General features: G+C 40.2%; 18 protein-coding genes and 1 pseudogene. All 19 read right to left on the bottom strand.

Annotated features, from left to right (window positions below):
* Positions 1–12: 12 nt before the first annotated feature.
* The 19 genes and pseudogenes from rplS to smc all read right to left on the bottom strand — a co-directional run bounded on the left by rplS (position 13) and on the right by smc (position 22,635).
* Positions 13–357, bottom strand: coding sequence for a 50S ribosomal protein L19 (gene rplS, locus M5A78_RS02040; protein WP_248733603.1), 345 nt, complete (start codon positions 355–357; stop codon positions 13–15).
* A 144-nt stretch (positions 358–501) separates the two neighbouring features.
* Positions 502–1,242, bottom strand: coding sequence for a tRNA (guanosine(37)-N1)-methyltransferase TrmD (trmD, locus tag M5A78_RS02045; RefSeq protein WP_248733746.1), 741 nt, complete (start codon positions 1,240–1,242; stop codon positions 502–504).
* Positions 1,242–1,760: a ribosome maturation factor RimM gene (gene rimM, locus M5A78_RS02050; protein ID WP_248733604.1), complete on the bottom strand. Its 519-nt coding sequence runs from the start codon at positions 1,758–1,760 to the stop codon at positions 1,242–1,244. Before rimM ends, trmD begins: the two co-directional genes overlap by 1 nt.
* Positions 1,761–1,772: 12 nt before the next feature.
* On the bottom strand, positions 1,773–2,159 hold the full coding sequence (locus tag M5A78_RS02055; protein WP_248733605.1) for a YlqD family protein: 387 nt from the start codon (positions 2,157–2,159) through the stop codon (positions 1,773–1,775).
* A gap of 83 nt (positions 2,160–2,242) precedes the next feature.
* Positions 2,243–2,473 carry a KH domain-containing protein gene (locus tag M5A78_RS02060; RefSeq protein WP_248733606.1) on the bottom strand — a complete coding sequence of 77 codons (231 nt, stop codon included), beginning with the start codon at positions 2,471–2,473 and terminating at the stop codon, positions 2,243–2,245.
* A gap of 11 nt (positions 2,474–2,484) precedes the next feature.
* Complete coding sequence (gene rpsP, locus M5A78_RS02065; RefSeq protein ID WP_007087771.1) at positions 2,485–2,757, bottom strand: 30S ribosomal protein S16; 273 nt, start codon at positions 2,755–2,757, stop codon at positions 2,485–2,487.
* Between the two features lie 109 nt (positions 2,758–2,866).
* Positions 2,867–4,219 carry a signal recognition particle protein gene (gene ffh, locus M5A78_RS02070; protein ID WP_248733607.1) on the bottom strand — a complete coding sequence of 451 codons (1,353 nt, stop codon included), beginning with the start codon at positions 4,217–4,219 and terminating at the stop codon, positions 2,867–2,869.
* A gap of 12 nt (positions 4,220–4,231) precedes the next feature.
* Positions 4,232–4,564, bottom strand: coding sequence for a putative DNA-binding protein (locus tag M5A78_RS02075; protein ID WP_248733747.1), 333 nt, complete (start codon positions 4,562–4,564; stop codon positions 4,232–4,234).
* A 149-nt stretch (positions 4,565–4,713) separates the two neighbouring features.
* On the bottom strand, positions 4,714–7,515 hold the full coding sequence (locus M5A78_RS02080; protein WP_248733608.1) for a VWA domain-containing protein: 2,802 nt from the start codon (positions 7,513–7,515) through the stop codon (positions 4,714–4,716).
* The gene (locus tag M5A78_RS02085) at positions 7,506–9,281 is read right to left on the bottom strand and encodes a vWA domain-containing protein (RefSeq protein ID WP_248733609.1); all 1,776 of its coding nucleotides are present in this window, start codon (positions 9,279–9,281) and stop codon (positions 7,506–7,508) included. Before M5A78_RS02085 ends, M5A78_RS02080 begins: the two co-directional genes overlap by 10 nt.
* Before the next feature lie 15 nt (positions 9,282–9,296).
* Positions 9,297–10,166, bottom strand: a complete 870-nt coding sequence (locus tag M5A78_RS02090; protein WP_248733610.1) for a DUF58 domain-containing protein — start codon at positions 10,164–10,166, stop codon at positions 9,297–9,299.
* A 2-nt stretch (positions 10,167–10,168) separates the two neighbouring features.
* Complete coding sequence (locus M5A78_RS02095) at positions 10,169–11,170, bottom strand: AAA family ATPase (RefSeq protein ID WP_248733611.1); 1,002 nt, start codon at positions 11,168–11,170, stop codon at positions 10,169–10,171.
* 5 nt (positions 11,171–11,175) lie between these two features.
* Entirely contained in the window at positions 11,176–12,744 is a 1,569-nt protein-coding gene (locus M5A78_RS02100) for a hypothetical protein (RefSeq protein ID WP_248733612.1), read from the bottom strand.
* Positions 12,745–12,755: 11 nt separating this feature from the next.
* Positions 12,756–13,604 carry an ABC transporter permease gene (locus tag M5A78_RS02105; RefSeq protein WP_248733613.1) on the bottom strand — a complete coding sequence of 283 codons (849 nt, stop codon included), beginning with the start codon at positions 13,602–13,604 and terminating at the stop codon, positions 12,756–12,758.
* A complete protein-coding gene (locus M5A78_RS02110; RefSeq protein ID WP_248733614.1) occupies positions 13,601–14,536 on the bottom strand; it encodes an ABC transporter ATP-binding protein in 936 nt (311 codons plus the stop codon). The genes M5A78_RS02105 and M5A78_RS02110 overlap by 4 nt, the downstream gene beginning before the upstream one ends.
* Positions 14,533–16,905, bottom strand: a complete 2,373-nt coding sequence (locus M5A78_RS02115; protein WP_248733615.1) for an acyl carrier protein — start codon at positions 16,903–16,905, stop codon at positions 14,533–14,535. Before M5A78_RS02115 ends, M5A78_RS02110 begins: the two co-directional genes overlap by 4 nt.
* A 482-nt stretch (positions 16,906–17,387) precedes the next feature.
* Positions 17,388–17,561, bottom strand: a pseudogene (locus M5A78_RS02120) (transposase); the annotation flags it as partial.
* A gap of 502 nt (positions 17,562–18,063) precedes the next feature.
* Positions 18,064–19,050: a signal recognition particle-docking protein FtsY gene (gene ftsY / locus M5A78_RS02130; protein ID WP_248733616.1), complete on the bottom strand. Its 987-nt coding sequence runs from the start codon at positions 19,048–19,050 to the stop codon at positions 18,064–18,066.
* 18 nt (positions 19,051–19,068) lie between these two features.
* On the bottom strand, positions 19,069–22,635 hold the full coding sequence (gene smc / locus M5A78_RS02135; RefSeq protein WP_248733617.1) for a chromosome segregation protein SMC: 3,567 nt from the start codon (positions 22,633–22,635) through the stop codon (positions 19,069–19,071).
* Positions 22,636–22,682 lie beyond the last annotated feature (47 nt).

The following is a 22,682-nucleotide window of genomic DNA, read 5'->3' on the forward strand; positions in this document are numbered from 1 at the left end:
TTCCTTTTCATATTAGCGGATCTCTTTAATTCTTGCTTTTTTACCGCGAAGGTTACGCAAGTAGTAAAGTTTAGCACGGCGAACTTTACCGCGACGAATTACTTCTAGCTTCGCAATTTTTGGTGTGTTAACAGGGAAAGTACGCTCAACGCCTACTCCGTAAGAAATTTTACGAACTGTGAAAGTTTCGCTAATTCCACCACCACGACGCTTAATCACTACACCTTCAAATAACTGAATACGCTCGCGAGTACCCTCGACAATTTTAACGTGTACACGTACAGTATCACCAGGACGGAACGCAGGCAGATCAGAACGAAGTTGTTCTTTTGTGATTTCTTCGATAATTTTATGCATCGTTTTCAACTCCTTCCAACAGACGCTCATGCACATCTACTAACTGTTTCATTGCAGCGGAACATCATTATAAGACCATAATCTGATTAATATCAGTTCAAGTCACAAGAAGTATCATATCATAATTGTTGCGTACTCGCAACACTACTCGTAATCTTTTTTTACTTCTTGTAGCCATTTTTCTTGCTCGGGTGTTAGCTCCATTTTATCGAATAGATCAGGTCTTCTTAATAGCGTACGACGTAACGCTTCTTTATTACGCCATTCTTCAATTAACTTATGGTTCCCCGAAAGTAGCACATGGGGCACCTTCATCCCCCGGAATTCGGCGGGTCTAGTGTAGTGTGGATGTTCTAAGAGACCTGTGCTAAAAGAATCTTTCATATGGGATTCTTGATTGCCTAACACCTCTGGTAAAAGACGGACAACACTGTCGACCACAACCATCGCTCCAAGCTCGCCACCAGTCAGGACATAATCTCCGATTGATATTTCATCTGTTACCACATGTTCACGGATTCGCTCATCATAGCCCTCATAATGGCCGCAGATAAAAATAAGGTGCTCTTCCTTTGCCAGTTCCTCTGCTTTACGCTGATCATATCGTTCGCCCTGGGGGCATAAAAGAATCACTCTAGGTTGATTACTTTTTGCTTTTTCTTTAAGGGTTTCAACAGCATCAAAAATTGGCTGCGGCATTAATACCATGCCAGCACCACCGCCATATGGGTAGTCATCAACGGTTGCATGTTTGTTATCAGCATACTCGCGGAAATTAACGACGTTATAGGTAACGGCTGACTTCTCTGCCGCTTTTTGCAAAATGGATTGTCCCAGCACCCCAGAAAACATTTCCGGAAATAATGTGAGAATATCAATCTGCATCATGAAAGTAACCCTTCCATCGGGTCGATAATGATAGTTTTTTCTTTTACATCAACCTTCTTGACCACATCATGAATATAAGGAATCAACACTTCTTTTCCATCTTTACCCTTAACAACCCAAACGTCATTAGCACCAGGTGAGAGAATTTCAGTAACTTTTCCGATTTCCTCCTCTTCTGTTGTTGATACGAGACATCCGATAATTTCATGATAATAAAATTCGTCATCTTCTAAGACACCCAACTGTGATTCAGGTACCTTTATAATTCCGTCCCTAAACTTTTCAACTTCATTGATGTTATGAAAGCCTTCAAATGAAAGTATTTCAAAATTTTTATGGGTTCGGTGGCTTTTGACTGTTAGTTCAATCGGAGTATTTGAATTGGGCATAAATAAATATAATACATTCCCGACCTTATATCGTTTCTCAGGGAAATCTGTTTTTGAAATAACTCGCACTTCACCTTTTATCCCTTGAGTATTGACGATTTTCCCAACGTTGAACCATTTTTCCATTTGCATACACCTCTAACGTATATCTTCTATTATTCCGTCTTTGATGATAATTACAGGTTGTCCCAGCCGTTCGTCCCATTTATCTCCAATATTTATTTCGACAAGGGCCTGAACTTCCTTTTCTTTTAATTCACTGCCTAATGGTAGGATATGTAATTGATCGATTTGAAACTCAAGAAGCTTTGTTTTTTCCTTGCGCATTTGAATTTCTTTTTCAAAATGTGTTTTCAACGCCCCAGATGAAAAGGTTTTTGTCTTTTCGACCCGTTTCAGTTCGAACTGGAGTTGATCACATTCCTTCTGAAGCTGCAGATTTCGCTCATGGTAGTTATCAAAAAGCTGTTGTCTGCTCTTTTCTGTTAAAATTTGCTTCACTACAACTGTTTGAATTATTTGCATAAGATAGCCTCCTTCACACTTCCGCTTTTCTTATAGCAAAAAAGGGAGGAAATTATCCCTCCCTTTCATCTAGATGCAAAAAGCTATTCACCAATTTCTAGAAAAATTTTCTTTTGTTGTGATGATCCTGCTGCATAAACAACAGTTCTAATGGCCTTTGCAACACGCCCCTGCTTACCAATCACTTTCCCCATGTCTGTTTTGTTAACAGATAACTGATAGGTTATACGTGAATTGTCTTCCGCGACATCCACACGAACGTCTTCTGGAAAATCAACTAAGGGCTTCACAATCGTTTCGATTAATTGTTTCATAGTGATTACGATTACTTGCCTAATTTTGCATTATGGAATTTTTCCATGATGCCTTGGTTTGAGAAAAGGTTACGAACGGTATCAGATGGTTTCGCACCATCTTTTAACCATTTAAGAACTAATTCTTCGTTGATTTCTACTTTTGCTGGTTGTGTAACTGGATTGTAAGTTCCAACAATCTCAATGTAACGTCCGTCACGTGGAGAACGAGAATCTGCTACTACGATACGATAGAAAGGAGTTTTTTTAGCTCCCATACGTTTTAAACGAATTTTAACTGCCATTTTAAATAAGCACCTCCGAATAGTTTCACACAAGATAGTATAATATCAATTATTATTTCATTTGTAAAGTGTTTTTTCTTTACAGTAAGTATTGCCAATTTTAGGGAATTTAAAACGGTTTGAAAGGAAGTTTAAAACCGCCTTTTTTCTTGCCTTTTTGTTGCATTCCTGTCATTTGCTTCATCATTTTTTTCATATCTTCAAATTGCTTTAGCAAACGGTTGACCTCAGTAACAGTCCGACCACTACCTTTGGCAATCCGTGTTTTACGTTTTGAGTTCAAAATTTCAGGATTATTTTTTTCTGCCTTAGTCATCGACCTGATGATTGCTTCAACATGGGCTATTTGTTTTTCATCAATTTGAAGATTATTCAAACCTTTGATTTTGTTTGCACCAGGCATCATCTTTAATAATTCATCAAGCGGACCAAGATTGCGAACCTGGCCGAGCTGTTCCAAAAAATCCTCCAGCGTAAACGTTGCGGTCCGCATTTTCTGTTCTAACTCTTTTGCCTTTTGTTCATCTACATTTGCCTGTGCTTTTTCAATCAGCGTCAGCACGTCACCCATACCTAAAATTCTTGATGCCATTCGTTCAGGGTGAAATGGTTCCAACGCATCCATTTTCTCGCCCAGTCCGACAAATTTTATCGGCGTTTGTGTGACAGCACGGATTGAAAGTGCAGCCCCACCCCTTGTATCACCATCGAGCTTTGTTAAGACAACCCCAGTGAGTCCAAGTTGTTCATTAAAACTTTGGGCAACATTGACAGCGTCCTGACCAGTCATTGCATCAACAACAAGAAAAATTTCATCCGGTTTAGTTAATTCTTTAATGTCCTTCAACTCGTCCATTAACGCTTCATCAACGTGAAGTCGACCAGCAGTATCAATCAAGACATAATCATGATGCTCTTCTTTAGCCTTTTCAATTGCTTGTTTGGCAATTTCTACCGGACTGACTTGATCTCCGAGCGAGAAAACTGGCATGTCTAATTGTTTGCCAAGAGTTTGAAGCTGCTTTATCGCCGCTGGACGGTAAATATCGGCGGCAACAAGCAAGGGTTTGCGATTATACTTTTTCCGAAGCAAGAGCGAAAGCTTCCCGGTTGTCGTTGTTTTACCAGCACCCTGCAACCCAACCATCATAATGACAGTCGGAGGACGATTGGATGCAGCAATCTTGCTTTGCTCGCCCCCCATTAATGCAGTCAATTCCTCATTAACGATTTTAACGATTTGCTGACCTGGAGTTAAGCTTTTTAGTACTTCTTGCCCTACTGCACGTTCGCTAACTTTTTTTACAAAATCTTTAACGACTTTGAAATTTACGTCTGCTTCCAGTAGTGCAAGGCGGACTTCACGCATCATTTCTTTGACATCCGCTTCAGAGACCTTGCCTTTTCCACGGATCTTTTGGATTGTATTTTGCAGTCGGTCGGCTAATCCTTCAAATGCCATTCATGCCGCCTCCTAATCTAATTTCTCAAGCTCGGCAACGGTTTCTAACATCGCCTGCTTTGAAGGGTTCTCCTCAATAAGCAATTCTTTTACGTGCCTGATTAGTTTCGCGCGTTCTTGAAATTTCAGAAATAATTGTAGTTTTTCTTCATACTCCTCAAGCATTGCTTCCGTCCGTTTAATATTATCATATACGGCCTGACGACTTACATCATACTCTTCGGCAATTTCTCCAAGGGAGTAATCATCTAAATAATAGAGAGACATATAGCTTTGCTGCTTTGGTGTTAACAACGAATAGTAAAAATCATAAAGATAATTCATTCGTGTTGTCTTTTCAAGCATCATGCAAGGGTTCCCTCCAATACCATTGTTAAGTGAAAAGCCTTTACAAAAGTAGTTTACACAGTCTAACTATTTCTGTCAAGAAAATATCTTTACATATATGTGTTTAGCAACCCATAACCCCTGCTTTTCATTCTCCCCTTCCTATATTACTTCTTTCTTTTCTTAGCTTCAAGCAAACGTTTCATTCGTTCTTCTTTTTCTTCAGGGGACACAACCGCAACGGTTTGCTTCCTTTTAACAGGAGTGGTCTGCTCCTGATCCTGCCGATTTTCCTTCTTTATTTCTTGCTTAGATTCTGCTTTTGTAAATTCCCTCTTGTTTTCAACATTAGCTTTTATTTTTGCTTTCGCCCTTGAAAGCTGCTGCAGGACTTCTGTGCCTCCTTGCTCACCTTTTTTTGAAGTTTTCTTTAGCAGGTGCAGCAATGAACCGAAGGGCTGGAAACCTAATCTCCTGAGCAGAATCTCGAACACTAGTAGAAGAAAGGCCGCCAGTAAGAGCCATTCACTAATTGATTCTTTCTTTTTAGGTTTTTGCTTTAGAGGTCTGAACGCTTCTTTTGCCGTTTTAAGTTCTTTTCCGCCAGTAAGGACCGCCAACTCACTTAATAACTCACGATTTGTCCCTTTTAACAAATACTCATCAGAATAGGGTACCGAAAATCCTGTTTGGAATAATTTATCTTGTCCACCCTCGGTCGTTTGTTTCACCCGCAAAAAATACATCCCCGGTTTATTAGGAAATATCACTTCAAATTCTCCTGGAGCTGTAGGTTTAGAATTAGTATCCATAACGATCCCATTTTGCGAAACAACTGATACATCAAGCGGAAGAAATTGCCCATCCTCCGCTTTTAAATGGACCACCGTGTTACCATTTTCTTTTTCAATTGTAAAACGGAACGGCTCACTATCATAATGTGGCAGTGACTTTGCAACAATATGATTCAAAAAATTCGGCCAGTTTGCCCAGTTTGCCCAGTCACCAGACCATTTTCCCGTCATATCAGAAGTAAAGGCAAGGCTCGTTCCTAAACCATAATGCCACTGGGCAAGAATCGGATCCTTTTTTTCACTAATGAGTGGCACCTCAGCTCTAGTTTTCGCAGTTACAGCGATATAAGCATTCATTTTAGGAATGCCGTTTTGAAAAATAGTTTTCCATTCCGGGTAGGGCTGTACAGCTGGATAAAAAGGATGATCTTCAATATACGTTCTCGTTGTCATCACGGTTTCCCTTGAAAGAATGCTCGGAATAACCGAAGCATCTGTCACATCGTAAAATCTTCCCTTTCCCTGCCCGGCAAGGTCTTCCAAAAGGTTTCGATCGGCGTCAGAGCCTAAAGCAACGGTTGATAAGGTAATATTATTTTTCTTACCCTCCTCAATCAGTGAATGATAATCGCCACCAGCCGCAGACTGTCCATCCGTCAATAAAATAATGTGCTTTCGTTGTAGCTTTAAATCCTTTAACTCTTGATAGGCCTTTTCAAGGGAAGGATAAATATTCGTTCCACCCCCAACAGAAACAGAACGGATTTTTTCAATCACTTTCTTCTTGTTCTCGAGCGGCGCGGTTTCAACAATCACCCATGGCCGGTCATCAAAGGCAATAAAGCCAAGCGTATCTTTTTCTCGCAATAACTCCACCGACCTGGCTGCTGCTTCCTTTGCTAATGTCAGTTTATTACCGCTCATACTACCGGATCGATCAATGACAATCACCAATCCAAGAGAGGGCATCTCTTTCTTCCCTTTAATGTCCATATCAACCGGCAAAAGTTTTTCAATTGGTGTTTTAAAATAGCCGCCGAGGCCAAAGCTGTCCTCACCACCGAGCATCACAAAGCCTGTCCCAAATTCTTTGACTGCTTTTTCAATCAAGTTCATTTGCTGTTCAGTGACCTTCGTTCCAGGGACATTATTAAAAATAATCGATTGGTATTGTAAAAATCCCGCCAAGGTCGTTGGAAGCTTCTCAGGAATAAGCCTGTCAACGATTAGTCCTGAGGATTGTAATATCTTCACTAAGGGGTCCTCCTGATTACCTTGAACAACGAGCACTCTTGGTGTTCCCTTGACATTCGTTACAGCATACAGGGAATTATTCTCAATAAAAGTATCCCCTTCTGCGGCTAATTCCGCCTTAAAAATGGACATTCCCGGTTCGGATGCTATATGTGAAAAAGAAAACTCATTTTGACCTTCTTTTACTAATACTTGTTTATGGAGAATATCTTGGTTGTTTACTGAAATCCGTAATTCAGCACTTTTTTCAACGTTACTTGCAATCGATACAGTTAGATTTGCTTTTTCTCCCTCGTAAAGGGCAGGAGCGACATCTAGCTTCGTGATGGACATATCCTCACGGAATTTTTGCTTGAATTGAACATAATCTAACTCAAGGTTCTGATTTTTTAATAATTTTGCGGCCTCTTTGCTATTGCCCACGGTCTCATTTCCGTCAGATAACAGGACAATCCGTCCGCTTTGCTCAGGTTTCAATATAGAAGCAGCAAAACTAATTCCCTCTTCGAGATTGGTTTCATCAGTTTTCAATTTTCCGTTAAATTGATCTAAAACTGTTTTTTTATTTGAAAGAGATTGTTCGACAATCGCGCCATCGGCAAACGACGCTACCGCAAATGTTTGATTACCTTTCTTAGATTGGATGCTCTCGTCAAGCCAATCCAATACTCCATTTTCCGCATCTTCAAAACTTGCTGATCGGTCTGTAAGAAAAATGATCATTTCCTCTTTGATTGGCAACAGAATTTGCGGCATAGTTAGCGCAAATATAATCAATAAAAATAGAACAGCTCTAAGGCAGCCAATCACCACTTTTTCTGGACTTCTTGATGTGGTTATTTGTTTAAAATATAGATAGATTAGGAAAAAAGCGGGTATTAATAGAACAAGAAAGATGGGAAACTTAAGCTCTAAATCCACCTTCTATACACCTCCCATTCCATCATAAGCAGTAATAGCACGCAGAGGGTCAGCCAAAACCATAGTGATTCATTTGGCTTCAACGTCTGCTCAGAATCATATGTCTTTGAACTATTCAATATAAAGGATGGGGCAGTCTCCGGTTTTTTTTCACGATCATCAAGAAGAACAGAGAAATAATAGACTTGACCATCAGCTACTGCTTGATAAATGCCCGGTTTGTAAGGGGCTTTAAAATTTTCCTTATTTAACTGAAGTGACGATAAGCTTTTTCCAGCGGTATTATAAATTTCCAACACAGATTTTTTAGTTTCAAGCTGAAGCCATTTTTCCTCTCCAGGCTGAAAGTAGCCAAGAAAGCCTGTTTGCTTTGATAACCACTGATAGCTGTTATAGAGAAAGATTGGAAAACCCGGATGAAGCGGCCAATCCGTGTTTTCAAGTGAAAAATTTACGAGGATAACCGGCTGTCCATTTAGTGTTCCGGATTGAATCAATGGATGATTGCCACTGGTTACAACGTTTTCCCAGTTCCCCTTTATCGGGCTCGTTGCATACTTTATGTAGGTTTTGTCGAAATCAACAAATTCTGTTAACGGTGAATCCGTGCTCGTTATCGGTTCCTTTAGTTCAAAGAGTTCACTCTCAGGTTGCTTATTATTGATATAAATGGTCGGCATTTTCGGTAAGTCATCAAGCGGCAGCCCTTCTACCAGAATGATTCCACTGTCCTTTAACCCTAAAGATCGGTTTTGATCAAGCTGTACCGTTTTGAATCCCAGGGTTTCTAGTCCCTTAATAAAAAAGGGATTCACCCCACCAAGTGCATGAATGGTTGGATTAAAGACTGTGTAAACGGCCGTTAATTCATTATCAGCCGCATACTGATCTCCTGCTTTTATTGTAGCTTGATAAAAGCGGCGCTGTGGCAAGTCAGGAACATTTATCACCACTTGTTTTCCAGGTGGAATCGTTACTTCCTGTTGATAATCGATCGAATCCTCACTTGTAATAACAAAGGGAAATGTCTTCGATTTCTTTCCTTGATTTTCCAAAACCGCCAGCCCAGAAATTCGTTTTTCTTTACCAGCAACCCCAAAGGACAAAATGGCAGCATTATCTTGGATGCCATCAGCATTATGAATTTCATAGGGAATATTATCAAGGTCTGCCTGGATGTCTTCCTTTTTCACGGAATCAGAAAATAAATGAATCACCGTTTCGCTGTTTTGCACAAGAGATTCTGCGAGCTTTACGGCCTTTTCGATATTTTCATGGTCGTAAGTTACAGTAAGCCCCGCAATCGTCCTTCGAATCAAGCTTGAATTGGTTTCCCGATTCAAAAGTATTTTTGGCTTCTCTCCGGCGATAATCACGGTTACTTCCTGACCATTTAAGCGATCAACCATTTGCTTCATCTGTTGTTTTGACTGTTCAATGAGCGATTTTTCAGCCTTCACCGCTGACATGGTTGCGGATGTATCAACAATCCAAATGACCTGTTCTCCCTTTACTCCCTCCGAGAGCCAAACTGGTTTTGCCAAAGCAAGCATTAATAAAGTGAGAGCAGCAATTTGCAGCCAAAATAAGAGATTATGCTGTAATTTTTGAATCCAGGGCGAGGCATTCCATTCATTCATTGCCTGCTGCCAAAGAAGGTTAGATGGATTAATGACAGCTGTGTATTGTTTACGGAAAAAGTATAACAACACAACCAAGGCGATCAAAATGACGAGGATAAAAAACAGTGTGTTTGTAAAGTACATCTTAATCACCTCTGGTTAATAAAGCATTCTTTTCGCGGAACACTCAAGAAATAAAAAATTCTTTAAATCAGCATCATCTGTCGTTAATAAATAACTAAAGCCAAAACGGCGGCATAAAGCTTCAAGCATGAAATTATGCTCTTGAACTTGCTTTTGATATTTTACGAGAGTTGATTCATTCATCGTAACATTCACACTTTCATTCGATTCACTATCAATTAATTTTAAATCACCCGAATAAATTGGTTCGAGTTCTTCCCTGCTCAATAGTTGGATTAGTTTAACCTCCTGTTTAGCAGCAGCAATTAATCGAAAAAGCGCTTCAAACGATTCAAGCGGTTCAAGCCCGTCGGTGATGAGAATGACCAGCTGATTATTTTTTAAGGTGTTTTTTTGAAAGTTGTCTGTAAATGTCCCGGCTGCCTCCTGCTTCGGTAACTGGAGGATTTCAAAAAATACATGTTTACTATATACGGACCCTTTTCTGCTTACCTTTGCGTATGAAGCCGAAGAAACCGGGATGAACGACAAGCGGTCTTCGCCAGTAAGTGTAATATAACTAAAGGCGGCTGTGAGCTCTTTTGCTCGATTCCACTTTGAATCAATCGCCTGCATGGAACTAGAAGCGTCCAGAAAGATTGTAACCGCTAATTCCTGTTCATCTAAAAACCTTTTAATATAATGCTTTTGCGTCCGGCCATAAATATTCCAGTCTATCTGGCGAACATCATCTCCAGGCTGATACAGGCGAAAATCAGAAAATTCAAGGGAAGTCCCAAACTTATTCGCCGTCCTTCCCCCTTTATGAGCCCCACGCCTTCTGGTTTTCGCCATTAATCTCATTTTTTGCAGCTTTGAAAGCATGGAATGCATATGGGCTGTCATCGCTAACTAACATCCTTTCCAGCTTGCTCCAATACATCATGGATCAGGTCATCCGGTGTAATACCGTTTGCCTCTCCTTCAAAATTTAATAACAAACGGTGTCTCAAGACTGGGATGGCTGTCCTCTTTAGATCACCCATTGAAACATGGTATCTACCGGAAAATAATGCTCTCGTTTTGGCCATTTGGATGAGACTTTGTAATCCCCGCGGCCCGCTTCCGAATTGGACGTATTGTTTAATCCTATCTGGGGCATCCGCTGAAGCCGGATGGGTAGCATCAATCATAGACACGGCAGCATTTAATAAATCATCTGAAACTAAGATTTCCTTTGAAAGCTGCTGCAAGGCAATAACGTCTGCAGTTCCTAAAATTTTATTTAGTTTTGGTACCACTAGTCCTGTCGTTCGTAGGGCAATCTCTTTCAATTCAGCTTTCGTAGGATAGTCCACATGGATTTTACAAATAAATCGGTCCATTTGTGCCTCAGGGAGCGGATAGGTTCCTTCCATATCTATCGGATTCTGTGTTGCCAGTACAAAAAAGGGCTGGGAAAGTTGTTTAGTACTGCCCATAACCGTTACTGTTTGCTCCGCCATTGCCTCTAAAAGTGAACTTTGTGTTTTTGGCGTTGCCCGATTTATTTCATCAGCTAAAATGATATTGCCAAACAACGGACCCTCATGAAAAGCAAACTCCTGCCTGCCGTCTATTCCAGGTTGAAGAATCATCGTCCCGGTAATATCAGAAGGCATTAAATCAGGTGTGAATTGAATACGATTAAAGGATAAATCCAGGCAGGCTGAGATGGACCGGACCAGCATCGTTTTCCCAAGTCCCGGTAACCCCTCCAATAACGCATGACCTCCTGAGAAAATACTCCAAAGTACTTGATCAATCACTTCCTCCTGACCGACAATAAAATTCATTAACTCTTGCTTTACCATCTTAAACTGTTCAGCTGCTGTGATAAATTGGTTTTCTTTCTCTATTAATTGAGACAATTTTGTCACTCCTTATTAGGATCTAGCAATAAAAAATAGTTTTTAACAATTGCTTCTAAATCTGATGGGAGTTTTACCCGGTCGGTACTATTTCGATATGCGGCAGCATAATTCCCATATACTTCTTGATAGGAACGAAGCTGCCCTTTTAAAATTGGTCCATTTCCTACAAATTGTTCTGTCGGACTTCCCTTACCAATGGTCCCGGAATCTGATTCAAGATTGTTTTTACCAGCTAATTTCTCTGGGATCGTTAGAAGTTGGCGAGAACCCGCTCCTAACCCGGCCCCACGGCCATTTCCATTGCCGGAACCAGTCCCTGTTCCACTTCCAGACCCATTTCCATTTCCAATCCCTGCACCATTCCCTGCGCCGTTTCCATTCCCTGCGGCATTCCCTTGTGCACCATTTTTAGATGATTGCTTTCCTTGATCGCTTCCTTTTGGTGTGCTCGTGGGATTCTCATTTTTACTATTTGGGCTGGTCGTCTTACCCCCAGCAGACTGGGTGGGAGGATTTAGGGCTAGTTGATTGGACTGTAATCCGCTTGCAAGCATTTCGTTTTGCAGGTTATCAGATGCCTCTCCTAGTGCTGCCTGCGCATCTGCAAGCTCCTTCATTGCATTATCTGAGTTTAGTGCATCGGAAATCTTTTTAGCCAACACTGCTAATTCTTTTTCCGAAAGTTTTTTATCTGAACCACTCAACTTGCTGAGTGCCTTCTTTTGGCTTTCAGTTAATGAATCATATTTTTGAGTTAACTGTTCCAGTTCCTTTTTGATCTTTTTATTATCCTTCGCTTCCAGTGCGGCTGCCAATTTATTTAAATCAGCGTTTTTCAATTCCTGCTGCCATGCTTTAAGGTTTTCTTGTTTTTCTTGTTCCTTCAGTGCCTTTAATTCCAGTTCCTTTTTTTGCTTTGCAAGGTCTAATAATGCGTCTTCAGTTGTGGGGTTTTTAGTCATTATTTCCTTTGCTTTTTCTAGCATTTTTTTCACTTCAGGGTTTTGTTCTTTTTTTGCCTTTTCTTCCAGCTTCTTTTCGACTTTCTTCATTACCGCTATTTCCGTTTCTTTTTTTGCCGCTAATTGAAGATTATGATTTGGAAAATAATTAAGGAGTATGGAAAGAAAGGCAAAAACAGCAGCTATGAATAGCCACTTTGGCAAAAAATAGCCTTTTTTCCGTGCTAAAACATGCTGCTGTTCCTTCTTCATTAGGGTAATCGCTTCCGCAAGCTGCAATTTCTTCAGCACTCCATCATCATCAATAAAGAAAAGGGCCGTAATAACACGGTCTTCAGGAATATACGTATTAAAAAGCTGAGCCGCTTCCCTCCACCCCGGTCTACTCCTCCAAATTAGGAAGATAAATAGAATGAGGAGGAGGAAACAACCATACCAAACCATTTCATGGTAGAAAGGGATTACGAATAACCTTGCTGCCAAAAGGAGTAGCACCGTGAAGACTGAGGCTGCTAGAAGCCAGTAGTGGAACTGCACGAACGACCTTTTGATTAGGAGCTGTCTGCGAACAGGCTTCAGCAATTGATAAAACTGCCTTTTTTCCTCCATTTACCTCATCCTTATCCTTTAGACTTTACTTTCATATTTGGACGTAGTTTCCGGATACTTATAAACATCATAACAAGAAAAATAATCGTATAAGAAATCAAATAGGCTGCCCATAATGGAAAATCGATTCCCATCCCGGTTTGACTAGATAGTTCTCTAAATGCATCCGGTTCTAGAAAACTGAATAAAATCATCGCCGGATTGAGCATAGCAAAGAAATAGGGAACGGGATTATTAGTGGTAATGCCCATTTGATTGACAGACAACGAAATCGAAAACAAAAAGGCTGTTCCCGCAGTCAGGAAAAGGGTTACTCCGTACGTACTAATCATCGCAATAATGGTTCTCCGGACCAGGGTGGAGAAAAAGATACCAATGCTTCCAAAAGCTAGTATGGTAAAGATATAGTAGCCAAGAATGGTGATTACTTGTCCGGGGGAAATCCCGCCAAACAGGAAGACAATGCTATAAATAGGCATGCTTGCCAATATCATCAGTAATAAAAACGAAACAGACGAAATCAGTTTTCCCAAGATAATACTTGTGGAACTTTGATTCGTTGTTAATAAAATGTTTAATGTTTGCTTTTCCCGTTCCCCGCTGATTACTCCTGCGGTTAACCCTGGAGTAATAAAAAGAATTAATCCCATTTGGATAAAAGACAACAGCATAAACATCGTTTTACTTTGATCTGGTCGAAATAAGCCCAGCGGAGAGCTCCGAGTTACTAAATAAATAAACCCAATAATCAAAATGGAAAGTGCCAGTAAATAACAAGCAAGACCTAGAAAACTTTTAAATGAGCGGAACCTTAGCTTAAATTCCTTATTTAAAACGGGATTAAGAAGAAAATTTCTCAAGATAGCTCCACTCCTTTCGTTATTTCCATAAAGACATCTTCCAGATTCGTTTCAATTTCAGAAAAACTGATTATCGGTATTTCATGCAAAAGAGCATTTTTTAACAATTGTACCTGTTCTTGCACACTACCCTTGAACATGAATTGGAGCGATTCTTCATCATCCCTTTTCGCTAATTGGCTCACAAGCGGTTGGTCTTCGAAAAAAGCTACCGCTCTGTCTAATTCATGGAACAGCTTGACAATTATTAGTTTTTCTCCTTGGAGACGTTGTTGGATTTCGGCAACTGATCCTTGTGCTACTAATCGTCCCTGATCAATAATTCCGATAGAATCACACATTTCCGCAAGTTCAGGAAGAATATGTGAAGAGATTAAAATGGTTTTTCCCATATTCTTTAATTCTTTTAAGATTTCTCTCATTTCCACTCGTGCTCTCGGGTCAAGACCGGATGCAGGTTCATCAAGAATGAGTACCTCTGGATCATGAATCAATGACCTTGCAAGGCAAAGTCGCTGCTTCATTCCCCTTGAAAGCACATCAACATAGGAATCTTGTTTGTGCGTTAAATTCACTAATTCAAGAAGTTGGGGAATCAATTTGCTTCTTTCGCTCTGGCTAATTCCATAGCTTGCCCCATAGAAATCCAAATACTCTACTGCCTTTAACTGGTCATACACGCCAAAGAAATCGGGCATATACCCTAATTGTCTGCGGACTGCTTTAGGTTCCTTAGATATATTATAACCATTAATATATGCTGTTCCCGAGGTTGGAGACAGCAATGTGGCTAAAATGGAAAAAGTGGTAGATTTACCAGCACCATTTTGTCCGACAAAGCCAAAAACGGAGCCTTTTTCAATGGTAAGATTTAATGAATCAAGCGCAGTAAATTTTCCATACCTTTTGGTTAAGTCGACGATTTCAATCATGAGTTGATTTCCCCCTTTATTGAAAGCTCAGGCATCCTTACGAGAGGGTCACCTTGTCCTGCTTTTATTAATTTGATAATGATTGCTCCATCCTCGGAAATATATTGATCAAGATGTTCTTTTATTGTTGTATGTGATTTAGGTAATGGTAAAAACGTGCCCGTTTTATGATTGAGAAGCGAGTAGGTGACATTAGCACCTTGCCAAGTGATTTCTAATTCTTTGAGCTTACGATTCATTTTCGCCAATTGACTAGGGAGTTCTAAGACATAATCATACTCGCCATCATCAAGCTCCATTTCGTTGCGTCTACCTGTCATATCATTGATAATCCCACCACGAATGGTATTAATGTGGTTCTTGAGCATGTCATCCTTTATGGTGAATGAACCGGATAGCTTCGTTTGTATATTTAGTGTTTGGTAGATTAAACTTAGGCCTTTTCTCGCCTCGTTTTTTCCCTTTATATCTGCCTTGATGACAGAATCTTTTGTATAGCCATATAGAATCGGCTGATTTTCTGATTGCGAGTTGTTGTAAAGAAATTCAATGGCAGCATATTCCATTTTTTCTCTTTTTAATTCATCCACCTCCTGCTGGGAAGTGGGCTGTTTGTAGGAATTCCCCTGGCTATAAGGTCCAGCCAAATAATCCTGTTGCATTGTTTCGTTAACAGATACACTTTCCCCACTTTTTACTGGTCCCACCTTGATTTTTTTCCCGCCTGACCAAATATATAATTCTTCAAAATCGTATGGGAAATGATTGACAATTTTTCCGGATAGTTTTTTATTTTCATAGGAGAGATTGATATCAAATTGACCGGCGTTTTGTTTGGAAGCCTGCCCAAAATAGGTTCTAGTTGACCAATATTCCACATTCGGAAAAGTGACACTATTGGTTTTTCTGCCATTTTCTAAAACAGCATATCGTTTTCCATCATTAACTGGCATCATCGATGAACCCGGTACCCCATAGAACTTCCCCTTGGAAAAGTCAAGCTGGTAATCACCGCCAGTATTAGAAAGGAAGGTAACTGCCTCGAAACCATTTAACTGGCCATTTTCTGTCTTATAAATTCCTGTTTGGTTCATTTGCGGTTTAGCAATTCGGTCTTTTGCTCCGATGACAAAGATACCCACAGATGAAATGAATGCCACACCCATAATAATCCACCATGCATGCTCGCGTTTATCCAGCCTTTTTAACAAGAAATATAGAAATGGAACGAGCAGCAAAAGATACACCAAAAGGAACAAACTTATCTGCCCTATTGAAAATTGTGATGACGCAAAGTATTCATTTACTTCTGCAAATTCATTGAACAACATGTCAAAGGGGTTTGGTCCACCCTTTTGAAATTGAAAAGTAGAAGTACCTTTTAGCATAGGGCTGACGGCAAACCAGTGACCATAATCCTTCCACGAGGAGAGTGGTTCATCGCCAAGTGAAAAGGCTGTTTGCCAAATTTCACCTGAACCATAACCTTTATGAACAACCATCGGTAAATCTCCGCTTTTTACGGCAACATTTGCCCCCTTATCCAACTGGCCAACAAAGACAGGAATGTCTTTAAAAGGGGGTAATGTCGGTGTTGCTTGAAAAAACTTTGTATCCGTGAGCACCTCTTTATCTGGTTTCATCGGCAATACCTGGTACAGGCTTCCATAAGAACCAGCTGCATTTGGGGCTGCACCGGCAATTAATTTGCCGCCATTTTGAACCCATTTCAGGATCGCTTGCTGTTTTGTGTTTTTTAGTTTGGAAATACCAAACTCATCAATCATTATGTAATCTAGTGAATCAAGGCCAAGTTCATCATCAGGAATCATCTCTTCAGTTAGAACAATCGTTTCGATTTGATTGCTCGTTGCCATGACTTTCAATTCTTTAAGACGATCGGAATCCTCACTTAACATCCCAAGCGTACGGCTACCCTGGTCTATATATTTTGGCTTTAGTTTTTTATCTCCGATAAAGGCTTGCTCATGATCGTCCTTCCAGCTTCCTTTGTATAAAAAGATTGATTGTTTTACCTGAGTATTATTATTGTAATACTCTTCTGAAAAGGCAGGTAATGAAAGCGAATACGTTTTTTTGCTCCCCTTCGGCACATCTATTGATAAAACTTTTGCTCCGTTTGAATTATAGGATGATGCAAAGTTGAAAAGGATATCGCCGGTAAAATCTGCTCCGCTGTTTTCAACCGTCACTTGAACTGGGAAGCCGCGGCCGCTTTTTACCTTTCCTGCATAGCCTTCTTTAACGGATATTTTAATAAAACTTCCTTCAGCCTTTGTGGGTTGGACTGCTTGGGTTAATATAACCAGACACAATAAAAAAACAAATAATACCTTCTTCTTTAACAAATCAATTCCCCCTATAAATACATGACTATAAAATAGACGAATATTACTCTCTATTGCACTACAATGTTTAAAGTTTTTTATTTTCTATTTTTCAAAACCACATCACTTCCAATAACAGTTCTCTTTAGTGTATTTTTACACCTTTGACAAAAAAATGCAATCAGTTATGGAATATTTTCCTTGTAAGACAAAAAAAAGCAGTTTTAAACTGCTCAGATTGTCGAAAAAGAGTATTTTTCTCGGCAATTTTTTAATAATGGATTGACCCTGCTAACTGGCCTGTTGATTTCCGCTCCGGGCACTCGCTTTCCGCGGGGAGGTCCGGGAGCCTCCTCGGCGCTATTGGCGCCTGCGGGGTCTCCCGTGACCTCTCTATCCCGCAGGAGTCGAGTGCCCTCCACTCCAATCAACAGGGTGACAAATCAACCTAAAGAATTGCCACACACTTTTTCTAACCTGGCTAAGTGTGTCGCAATTTTTTTTTAATTTTGGCAGGCTGCTGTAAGGAGAGCCTGTTCACTTGCATTCTTTAATCCCCCTAACCGGCAGTAGCGAAGACCATGCAGCTCTTTTGAGTCTGCGAAGCTTCGCTCCATTTTTTCCTTTCTAAATTTATAAAGCAATTTCCCCGATTTAGATAAGCGATTTAACCTTACCTATACCGTAAAGATAACCAATAAAGATCATTTTAAACAAAATTAGGGGATCAGATGGGCGGCCGTTATCATCACTATAATAAGGGCGAACTTTTTCAAGAAGAAACGAAAAATCAATCTATTTATCAATCAAACGAAGGAGGTGATCAGCAGGAAATAATTCATCAATAGACACAAATTCAAATTCACTTTGGGAAGATTTTTTTGGTTGTGTGTGGACATTATTGAATTTGCACCTGTTGATTGAAGCGGAAGGCGCGAAGACTCCTGCGGGAGTACGGGGCAGGGGAGACACCACAGGCGCATTAGCGCCGAGGAGGCTCCCCGGCACGCCCGCGGAAAGCGAAGCGCCTGAGCGCAAATCAACAGACATGTTGCATGAATATTATCAAAACGAATTAACGCAGTGAAATGCTAAAGTGGCATAAAAAATAAAGGCTGTCGAAGGTTTTTCGACAGCCTGAAAGCAGCTTTAAACTGCTTTTTTTATCATTACTAATTATTATTCTGTTTTTTCAACTTGATCGGCAAATAAACCATATACATATCTTTCTGCATCAAATTCTTGAAGATCATCCATTTTTTCACCTAGACCAACGAATTTTACCGGAATTTTTAATTCATTCCGTATCGCAAGGACAATACCACCTTTTGCTGTTCCATCTAATTTGGAAAGGACGATTCCACTTACATTAGTCACTTCTTTAAAGGTTTTCGCCTGGATAAGGGCATTTTGTCCAGTTGTGGCGTCAAGGACAAGGATCACTTCATGCGGGGCACCGGGTATTTCTCTTTCAATGACCCGCTTTACTTTTTCAAGCTCCTTCATTAGGTTCACCTTATTTTGCAAACGGCCAGCTGTGTCACACAACAATATATCTGCCTGGCGGGATTTAGCAGCCTGAATGGCATCATACATAACCGCTGCAGGATCAGATCCTTCAGCCTGTTTAATTACCTCAACGCCTACTCTTTCACCCCAAACCTCAAGCTGTTCAATAGCACCGGCACGGAAAGTATCACCGGCAGCCATCAATACTTTCTTGCCTTCGCTCTTAAACTTATGTCCAAGTTTGCCAATCGTCGTTGTTTTCCCAACCCCATTTACCCCAACAAATAGAATGACGGTCAGACTATCCTCTTGGAGGTTTAATTTTGAGGACTGTCCTTCTCCAGCATTATATATCTCGACGAGCTTCTCAGAAATGACACTTTGTACTTCCTGTGGGTCTTGGATGTTTCGACGCTTGACTTCCATCTTCAGCTCTTCAATCAGTTGCATGACTGTGTCAAAACCGACATCGGCCTGAATTAAAATTTCCTCTAACTCTTCAAAAAAATCTTCATCGACTTTTCGATATCGGGCAACAAGGTCATTGACTTTTCCTGAGAAATTATCCCTTGTTTTCGTTAGACCTTCCTTAAACTTTTCCGTCACAGTATCTGTCGATTTCGTAATTTTTTCTTTTAATTTTTTAAAAAAGCTCATGATTTCACTTCCCTTAATTTATAATTCTACAAGCTCCTTTGTTTCCTCTAGTCTGACAGAAACCAGCTTTGAAACGCCTGATTCCTGCATAGTTACCCCGTAGAGGACATCTGCTTCCTCCATCGTCCCTTTACGATGTGTGATGACGATAAATTGAGTTTCGGAGCTGTATCGTTTTAAATATTGGCTGAAGCGGTAGACATTAGCATCATCAAGGGCAGCCTCAACCTCATCCAGAATACAGAACGGTACAGGGCGAACCTTTAGAATGGAAAATAATAAGGCAATAGCTGTTAAGGCACGCTCTCCTCCTGATAATAAGCCTAAATTCTGCAGCTTTTTCCCAGGCGGCTGTGCCACGATTTCAACGCCTGTATTTAATAAATCTTCTGGCACTGTGAGAACAAGATCCGCTCTCCCCCCACCGAAAAGGGCACGGAATGTCGGTTCAAAATGCTCACGAATCCCATTAAAGGTTTGTTCGAAGCGTTTCTTCATTTCGATATCCATCTCTTCAATGACCTGAAAAAGGGTGTCCTTTGCTTCCTGGAGATCTGTCTTTTGTTCATTTAAGAACTCGAATCGCTCAGAGACACGTTCATATTCTTCAATCGAGCCCAGATTAACATTACCAAGTTCATCAATGGCTAGCTTAATCAGCTTGACCTTTTTCCTAGCGTCATCCACAGGAATGGTTAATGGATATTGCTCCTTTGCCCCTTCAAATGATAAAAGGTATTCTTCCCTTAAATGTTCCAATCGATTTTCAAGCTCCACGTCTAAGCGATTGATTTTGACTTCCTCATCCTTTAATACAACAATCATTCCTTTGTGGAGTCTCTTAAGCTCTTTGGCTGCTATTTCTATTTCTTCCAATGCCCCCTGCAACTGTAGGCGTTCTTGTCTTCTTATAGTAATTAATTGTAAGGTTGCTTCTTTATCTTGCTGTTTTCTCTTTGCCGCTGCTTCTAATTGTTCCTCTCCAGATGAACTGTTCGTCATTTCCGCTGTTAACAAGTTAAGATCCTCGCTAAAAATAGCCAGCTTTTGTTCACTTTCCTCTAAATCAGCGTTTAATAGTGCAAAGAGTTCCTTCTTATTTGTAAATTGCTCATTTTTAGATGCGAACTCCACTTTAAGGTCATTTAATTCATTTGCTAAGGCTTCTTTCGATGTCATATCATTTGTCTTTTGTTCCGTAAGTTTCATGATATAACGATCAAGTTCGGCAATTGAGTCCTTGTAATTCTCAATCGCTTCAACTAATTCAGTTTTTCTTTTCAATAAGGTGTTCTTTTCATCAGAAAATTGCCCTTTTTCAAGATCATAAATGGCTAAACGGTCATTGATATTTTTTTCTCCTAGCTCCGCTTCGCGCAGATCACCTTTTATCGACTGCTCTTTTAACCGTAACGCTTCACCATTTTTGCGCATTTCTTCAAGATGATCTTCTGACTGTTGAACTTCTTCTTTTAAGAGTTTAACAGCCTGCTCTAATCCAGCTGTTTTTTCCTCCATAATGGCAAGATTTTCTTTTAACTGCTCAAGCTCACCTTTTCGTGTTAATAAAGAAGATGTCTTTTGTTTTACAGCACCGCCAGTCATTGCACCGCCGGGATTAACGATATCACCATCAAGTGTTACCATCCTAACACGGTATTGAAGAATTTTCGCCAATTCATTGGCACCCTGTAGGTCTTTAGTAATTACGACATTCCCTAAAAGGTTATTCATTACCTCGGCATACCTTTGATCAAATTTCACAAGGGTGACAGCAACCCCAATTAATGAAGGATGATTTTGAATCGCTGAAATCTGTGCCGCAGATAATGTCCTTCCTTTGATGACACTTAACGGTAAAAAGGTTCCCCGCCCAAAAGAATTTTGTTTTAAGTATTGTATAGCCGTTCGTGCATTTTGTTCGGTATCGACAACAATATGCTGAAGTGCACCACCAAAGGCAATTTCAAGAGCTGTTTCGTACTCTTTTGGAACGGCTACAAGCTCTGCCACTGCCCCTTCAATTCCCTTAAGCTTACTTCCTCGCGCCTTTAGGACTTCTTTTACACCTTGAAAAAAACCTGAGTAATCCTCTTCCATTTCCTCCAGCATTTCTTTTCTTGATTTAGCCTGCTGAAGAAGCTGATAGGCTTGATACAATGTCTTTTCTTGTTTTTGATAATTATTTTTTACTGTCTCAAGCATCCGCTGCTGATCACGAAACGTAACAACCTGATTCGCTAACTTTTCTTGAATTTCTTCTAGGGCAGATTGAATTTCTCTCTTTTTATTTTGCGCGTTTTCTCGTTCCTGAATGAACTTCTCATTGTCTGCATCAAGGCGGGAGCTTTTTCTCTCCTGTTGCTCCAACTGTTGGTCAATGTATTTTACTTCATTATTGGCACCAGCTTGATTGTTTAAGCGCTCGATATATTCACTTTTTAAACTTTCAATTTTTTGATCAATATTCTCAGTAAATAATTGTAGTTTTTCTTGTCTTTCTTTTAGCTTGGCTTGTAAAATTTTCACCTGTTCACCAAGGTCTGTTACGGCCTCAGCCTGGATATCGCGACTTTTTTTCAACTGGCTGATTCGTTCTGATAGTTCCGAAACATTTGCTTGAAGCTGCTCTTTATTTTGGGAAGCATTTTTCTTCCGTTCCTTGAGAACCTCTTTTCGGCCTTCTAACTTTTCAAGCTCCTCACTTGCATGAAGCAGAACATTCTGTAGGTCCGTAATGGACTCGTCTAAGGCAGAAATTTGATCCCTTGTTTCGACAATCTTCACTTCTTTTACCTGCAAATCTGAAGAAAGCTTCAGCTCTTCCTGCTGATGTTCTTCTAGCTGGAGGGAGAAGTTTTCCCATTTCTGATGCAGGTCTTCGATTTCATAAACCGTTAAGGCAACTTCTATTTTTTCAAGTTCTTCTTTTTTCTCCAGATAGTCCTTAGCCATAGATGCTTGAATTTTAAGCGGCTCTACTTGGCTTTCAAGCTCATGTAATATATCATTCACACGGTTTAAATTGTCCTGTGATTCAAACAATTTAATTTCCGCTTTTTTCTTGCGGTTTTTATATTTTAATACACCTGCAGCCTCTTCGAAAATCGTTCGCCGGTCCTCAGCCTTACTATTTAAAATTTCTTCTACTTTACCTTGACTGATAATTGAAAAGGCTTCCCGGCCAAGCCCTGAATCCATAAATAAATCAATGATATCCTTGAGTCGACATGGCTGTTTATTGATGAAAAATTCACTATCACCGGAACGTGACACCCTTCTTGTTACACTTACTTCATTGTAATCGATTCCTAATCCTTGATCTTCATTGTCCAATGTGAGTATTACTTCGGCAAAGTTAAGCGCTTTTCTGGTATCACTGCCGGCAAAAATGATATCTTCCATTTTACTGCCTCTAAGAGATTTAGCCGACTGTTCCCCCAGTACCCAGCGGATTGCATCAGTGATATTACTTTTGCCGCTGCCATTTGGGCCAACGACGGCCGTTACTCCAGGAACAAAATCAACGCCGATGCGGTCAGCGAAAGATTTAAAACCAATAATGTCCAACCGTTTTAAAAACATTTATTTATCCTCCCTATAATGCCCGGGATTTCTCCTCTTAAAATATT

The organism is Neobacillus rhizosphaerae, from assembly GCF_937468385.1.
Lineage (GTDB): Bacteria > Bacillota > Bacilli > Bacillales > Cytobacillaceae > Neobacillus > Neobacillus rhizosphaerae.

What these genes read in the sequence shown, in the direction of transcription:
- M5A78_RS02055 (WP_248733605.1), bottom strand. Translation starts at nt 2,159, where the DNA reads ATGCAAATAATTCAAACAGTTGTAGTGAAGCAAATTTTAACAGAAAAG.
- smc (WP_248733617.1), bottom strand. Translation starts at nt 22,635, where the DNA reads ATGTTTTTAAAACGGTTGGACATTATTGGTTTTAAATCTTTCGCTGAC.
- rplS (WP_248733603.1), bottom strand. Translation starts at nt 357, where the DNA reads ATGCATAAAATTATCGAAGAAATCACAAAAGAACAACTTCGTTCTGAT.
- M5A78_RS02075 (WP_248733747.1), bottom strand. Translation starts at nt 4,564, where the DNA reads ATGCTTGAAAAGACAACACGAATGAATTATCTTTATGATTTTTACTAT.
- M5A78_RS02060 (WP_248733606.1), bottom strand. Translation starts at nt 2,473, where the DNA reads ATGAAACAATTAATCGAAACGATTGTGAAGCCCTTAGTTGATTTTCCA.
- ftsY (WP_248733616.1), bottom strand. Translation starts at nt 19,050, where the DNA reads ATGAGCTTTTTTAAAAAATTAAAAGAAAAAATTACGAAATCGACAGAT.
- M5A78_RS02110 (WP_248733614.1), bottom strand. Translation starts at nt 14,536, where the DNA reads ATGATTGAAATCGTCGACTTAACCAAAAGGTATGGAAAATTTACTGCG.
- ffh (WP_248733607.1), bottom strand. Translation starts at nt 4,219, where the DNA reads ATGGCATTTGAAGGATTAGCCGACCGACTGCAAAATACAATCCAAAAG.
- trmD (WP_248733746.1), bottom strand. Translation starts at nt 1,242, where the DNA reads ATGCAGATTGATATTCTCACATTATTTCCGGAAATGTTTTCTGGGGTG.
- M5A78_RS02100 (WP_248733612.1), bottom strand. Translation starts at nt 12,744, where the DNA reads ATGGAGGAAAAAAGGCAGTTTTATCAATTGCTGAAGCCTGTTCGCAGA.
- M5A78_RS02090 (WP_248733610.1), bottom strand. Translation starts at nt 10,166, where the DNA reads ATGACAGCCCATATGCATTCCATGCTTTCAAAGCTGCAAAAAATGAGA.
- rimM (WP_248733604.1), bottom strand. Translation starts at nt 1,760, where the DNA reads ATGGAAAAATGGTTCAACGTTGGGAAAATCGTCAATACTCAAGGGATA.
- rpsP (WP_007087771.1), bottom strand. Translation starts at nt 2,757, where the DNA reads ATGGCAGTTAAAATTCGTTTAAAACGTATGGGAGCTAAAAAAACTCCT.
- M5A78_RS02085 (WP_248733609.1), bottom strand. Translation starts at nt 9,281, where the DNA reads ATGTACTTTACAAACACACTGTTTTTTATCCTCGTCATTTTGATCGCC.